Genomic DNA, 4,671 nt, shown 5'->3' with positions numbered 1-4,671 from the left:
TGACGAGGTAGCAGTACCAGGCAAAGGCCACGCCCGCCACCGCCAGCCAGAAGGGCAGCGTGCTCAGCGCGTGGGTGGCCATGCCTGCCCAGCCGTGGAAGTGGGTGGCCAGTTCGGCCATCGCCGGATGGCGCTCGGCCACGGTGATGACGCCCTTGAAGTAGTCGCCGAAGAGCATGGGTCCGATGGCGATGGCGCCGATCAGCACCGAGGGAATGGCGAGCAGCACGAGCGGCAGGGTGACCACCAGCCGCGACTCGTGCGGGCGGTCGTTGGGGCCCAGCCCATGATGGCCGTGATCGTCGTGGGCTGCAGGGTCATCGTGCGCGGCATGATCGTCGTGTGCGGCGTGCGCGTCATGCGCGCCATGCGCCTGCCCGGCCTGCATCCAGCGCTCCTTGCCGTGGAAGACCAGGAAGTACATGCGGAAGGAGTAGAAGGCGGTGACGAACACGCCAGCCACCACGGCGAAGTAGGCGAAGCCCGCGCCGGGCACATTGGCGAGCTTCACCGCCTCGATGATCGAGTCCTTGGAGTAGAAGCCCGAGAAGAACGGCGTGCCGATCAGGGCGAGCGAGCCCAGCAGCGAGGTGATCCAGGTGATGGGCATGTACTTGCGCAGGCCACCCATGTTGCGGATGTCCTGATCATGGTGCATGCCGATGATCACCGAGCCGGCAGCGAGGAACAGCAGCGCCTTGAAGAAGGCATGGGTCATGAGGTGGAAGATCGCCACCGAATACGCCGAGGCGCCCAGGGCCACCGTCATGTAGCCGAGCTGCGAAAGCGTGGAGTAGGCCACCACCCGCTTGATGTCGTTCTGGATGATGCCCAGAAAACCCATGAACAGCGCGGTGATCGCACCGATGGTGATGACGAAGCCCAGCGCGGTGTCGGAGAGCTCGAAGAGCGGCGACATCCGCGCCACCATGAAGATGCCGGCGGTGACCATCGTGGCGGCGTGGATCAGCGCCGAGATCGGCGTGGGGCCTTCCATGGAGTCGGGCAGCCAGACATGCAGCGGGAACTGCGCCGACTTGCCCATGGCACCGATGAACAGGCAGATGCAGGTGACGGTCATGAGCGACCAGTCAGTGCCCGGGATGATCTGCACGCTCTTGTCGGCCAGGCCGGGCGCCGCCTTGAAGGCCTCGGCGTAGTCCATGGTGCCGAAGTAGGCCAGCACCAGCCCGATGCCCAGCGCAAAGCCGAAGTCACCCACCCGGTTGACCAGGAAGGCCTTCATGTTGGCGAAGATGGCCGTGGGCCGCGTGTACCAGAACCCGATCAGCAGATACGACACCAGGCCGACCGCTTCCCAGCCGAAGAACAGCTGCAGGAAGTTGTTGGACATCACCAGCATCATCATCGAGAAGGTGAACAGCGAGATGTAGGCGAAGAAGCGCTGGTAGCCGTCGTCGTCCTCCATGTAGCCGATGGTGTAGACATGGACCATCAGCGACACGAAGGTCACCACGCACATCATGGTGGCGGTGAGGGTGTCGACCAGGAAGCCCACCTCGAGGCGCAGATCACCGATCACCGCCCAGGTGTAGAGCGTGCCGTTGAAGGTGTTGCCCGCCATCACATCGAGGAAGGTGACCACCGAGGCCGCCAGCGACACCGCCACGCCCAGGATGGTGACGGTGTGCGCGCCGGCGCGACCGATGCGCCGGCCGAGAAACCCGGCCAGCACCGCGCCGACCAGCGGCGCGAAGGCCGCAAGCAAATAGGCCGTCTTCATGCGCCCTTCCTATCCCTTGAGCTCGTCGAGATCCTCGACATTGATCGTCTCGAGGTTGCGGAACAGCACCACGAGGATCGCCAGGCCGATCGCCGATTCGGCGGCGGCCACGGTGAGGATGAAGAAAACGAAGATCTGCCCGGCCGCGTCTCCGAGGAAGTGCGAGAACGCCACGAAATTCAGGTTGACCGCCAGCAGCATCAGCTCGATGGCCATCAGGATGATGATCACATTGCGCCGGTTCAGAAAGATGCCGACGACGCTGATCGCGAACAGGATCGCGCCGAGCACCAGGTAATGGGCGAGGGTGAGGCTCATTGCGCGGGATCCTTGGGCCGGCCGGGCATGCGCACCATGCGGATGCGGTCGGCAGCGCGCACCCGCACCGCCGCAGCCGGATCGTTGTAGCGGGAATCCTTGCGGCGACGCAGGGTCAGCGCGATGGCCGCGACGATCGCCACCAGCAGCACCACGGCAGCGATCTCGAAGGGGTAGACATACTCGGTGTAGAGCAGCGTGCCCAGGGCCTTGGTGTTGCTGTAGCCCGCCGGCACCGGCGGGGCGTCAGCATCACGCACCCCGGAGAAGGTGGCCATGAGCACGGCCGCCAGTTCGAGCACCACCACCACGCCCACGAAGAGCGCCACCGGCAGGTTGCGCCAGAAACCCTGGCGCATCTGGTCGAGGTTGATGTCGAGCATCATCACCACGAACAGGAACAGCACCATCACCGCGCCCACATAGACCAGCACCAGGGTGATGGCGAGGAACTCGGCCTTGAGCAGCATCCAGATGGCCGCCGCGGTGCAGAAGGTGAGCACCAGAAACAGCGCCGCATGCACCGGGTTGCGGGCGGTGACCACGCGCAGCGCGGAGACCACGGTGATGGCCGCGAACAGGTAGAAGAGGAAGGTCTTGGGATCCATGGTGCTGGGCGGGTGTGGGGGCGACGGCGCGTTCAGCGGAAGCGCGCGTCGGCCTCCCGGGCCTTGGCGATGTCGGCTTCGTAGCGGTCTCCCACGGCCAGCAGCATCTCCTTGGTGAAATAGAGATCGCCGCGCTTCTCGCCGTGGTACTCGTGGATGTGGGTCTCGACGATCGAGTCCACCGGGCACGACTCCTCGCAGAAGCCGCAGAAGATGCACTTGGTGAGGTCGATGTCGTAGCGGGTGGTGCGGCGGGTGCCGTCATCGCGGACATCGGACTCGATGGTGATCGCCATGGCGGGGCAGACCGCCTCGCACAGCTTGCAGGCGATGCAGCGCTCTTCGCCATTGGGGTAACGGCGCAGCGCGTGCAGGCCGCGGAAGCGCGGCGACATGGGGGTCTTTTCTTCGGGGTACTGCAGCGTGATCTTGCGCGCGAAGAAATAGCGCCCGGTCAGGCGCATGCCCTTGAGGAGCTCGGTGAGCATGAAGCTCGAAAGAAAGTCCCGGACTGCTTGCATGGTGGACCCGTTCTATCGGCGAAGCCGTCAGTTCCAGATGTTCCAGGGGGTCTGCATCCAGATCGCGACCACGACCAGCCAGACCAGCGTCACCGGAATGAAGATCTTCCAGCCCAGCCGCATGATCTGGTCATAGCGGTAGCGCGGGAAGGAGGCGCGGAACCAGATGAACATCGAGACCATGACGAAGGTCTTGATGCCCAGCCAGATCCAGCCGGGAATCCAGTTGACCACCGGCCAGTCGACCGGCGGATACCAGCCGCCCAGGAACATGATCGCCGCCAGCATGGAGATCAGGATCATGTTGGCGTATTCGGCCAGGAAGAAGATGGCAAACGCCATGCCCGAGTACTCGATCATGTGGCCGGCCACGATCTCGGATTCGCCTTCGACCACATCGAAGGGGTGACGGTTGGTCTCGGCCACACCCGACACGAAATACACCACGAACACCGGCAGCAGCGGCAGCCAGTTCCAGGAGAGGAAGTTCAGGCCCATGTCGGCGAACATGCCGCGGCCCTGGCCGAGCACGATCTCGGTCATGTTCAGACTGCCCGACACCATGAGCACCACCACCAGCGCGAAGCCGATCGCCAGCTCGTAGGACACCATCTGAGCCGACGCGCGCATGGCGCCCAGGAAGGCGTATTTCGAGTTGGAGGCCCAGCCGGCGATGATCACGCCGTAGACCTCGAGCGAGGTGATGGCCATGAGGAACAGCAGGCCGGCATTGATGTTGGCCAGCGCCATCTCGGGGCCGAAGGGCACCACCGCCCAGGCCGCCAGCGAGGGCATGATGGTCATCACCGGGGCGATCACATACAGCAGGCGATTGGCCTGGCTGGGAACGATGATCTCCTTGGTGAGCAGCTTGAGCGCATCGGCGATCGGCTGCAGCAGCCCGAAGGGACCCACCCGGTTGGGCCCCAGACGGATGTGCATGTAGCCGATCATCTTGCGTTCCCAGAGCGTGAGGTAGGCCACGCAGCCCAGCAGGGGCAGCACCACCAGCACGATCTTGAACAGGTTCCAGACCACCGGCCAGGCCGAGCCGAACAGGCCCTGGCCGGCGGTGGTGATCTGCAGCAGCAAAGCGTCCATGGGCGTCCTCGGGCTCAGGCCTTGCGCACGGTGACCGCGCCGAACATCGACGCGAGGCCCGCGGTGCTGGCATGGGCGGTGGCCAGCCAAACCGTGCCCGGCGCCACCGTGGCATCGGCACGCACGGGCACCATCGCCTCGCCATCGCCCTGGCTCACGCGGGCCATGTCACCGTCGGCCAGGCCGAGGGCGGCGAGGGACTCGGGATGCAGCCCCGCCACCGGGGCCTGGGCGGCACGGGTGCGCTGCAGGCTCTCGGCGCGCCGCAGCACCGGGTCAGCGCCGTAGGGCATGACATGGGCGACCCGCTCGAGCTGGCCGGCGGGCAGCGCGGCCGGCGTGATCACGCCCAGGGTGGCGAGATCCGCCGGGGCGGCAT

At 65.4% G+C, this 4,671-nt stretch carries 6 protein-coding genes; all 6 read right to left on the bottom strand.

Going from position 1 to position 4,671, the window contains the following annotated elements; genetic code table 11:
• Positions 1-1,744, bottom strand: a 1,744-nt coding sequence (nuoL, locus tag AC2H6A_RS18010) for an NADH-quinone oxidoreductase subunit L (RefSeq protein ID WP_484275098.1), incomplete at its 3' end; no start/stop codon positions are given.
• Between the two features lie 9 nt (positions 1,745-1,753).
• Positions 1,754-2,062, bottom strand: coding sequence for an NADH-quinone oxidoreductase subunit NuoK (nuoK, locus tag AC2H6A_RS18005; protein ID WP_484275097.1), 309 nt, complete (start codon positions 2,060-2,062; stop codon positions 1,754-1,756).
• On the bottom strand, positions 2,059-2,670 hold the full coding sequence (locus tag AC2H6A_RS18000) for an NADH-quinone oxidoreductase subunit J (protein WP_484275096.1): 612 nt from the start codon (positions 2,668-2,670) through the stop codon (positions 2,059-2,061). Before AC2H6A_RS18000 ends, nuoK begins: the two co-directional genes overlap by 4 nt.
• Before the next feature lie 32 nt (positions 2,671-2,702).
• Positions 2,703-3,191 carry an NADH-quinone oxidoreductase subunit NuoI gene (nuoI, locus tag AC2H6A_RS17995; protein ID WP_484275095.1) on the bottom strand — a complete coding sequence of 163 codons (489 nt, stop codon included), beginning with the start codon at positions 3,189-3,191 and terminating at the stop codon, positions 2,703-2,705.
• A gap of 27 nt (positions 3,192-3,218) precedes the next feature.
• Positions 3,219-4,292, bottom strand: coding sequence for an NADH-quinone oxidoreductase subunit NuoH (nuoH, locus tag AC2H6A_RS17990; RefSeq protein WP_484275094.1), 1,074 nt, complete (start codon positions 4,290-4,292; stop codon positions 3,219-3,221).
• A 14-nt stretch (positions 4,293-4,306) separates the two neighbouring features.
• On the bottom strand, positions 4,307-4,671 hold a 365-nt coding region (locus AC2H6A_RS17985), incomplete at its 5' end, for a molybdopterin dinucleotide binding domain-containing protein (protein WP_484275093.1).

Source organism: Quisquiliibacterium sp., from assembly GCF_982640115.1.
This window is presented reverse-complemented; position numbering and strand designations above follow the sequence as displayed.

What these genes read in the sequence shown, in the direction of transcription:
- nuoK (WP_484275097.1), bottom strand. Translation starts at nt 2,062, where the DNA reads ATGAGCCTCACCCTCGCCCATTACCTGGTGCTCGGCGCGATCCTGTTC.
- AC2H6A_RS18000 (WP_484275096.1), bottom strand. Translation starts at nt 2,670, where the DNA reads ATGGATCCCAAGACCTTCCTCTTCTACCTGTTCGCGGCCATCACCGTG.
- nuoI (WP_484275095.1), bottom strand. Translation starts at nt 3,191, where the DNA reads ATGCAAGCAGTCCGGGACTTTCTTTCGAGCTTCATGCTCACCGAGCTC.
- nuoH (WP_484275094.1), bottom strand. Translation starts at nt 4,292, where the DNA reads ATGGACGCTTTGCTGCTGCAGATCACCACCGCCGGCCAGGGCCTGTTC.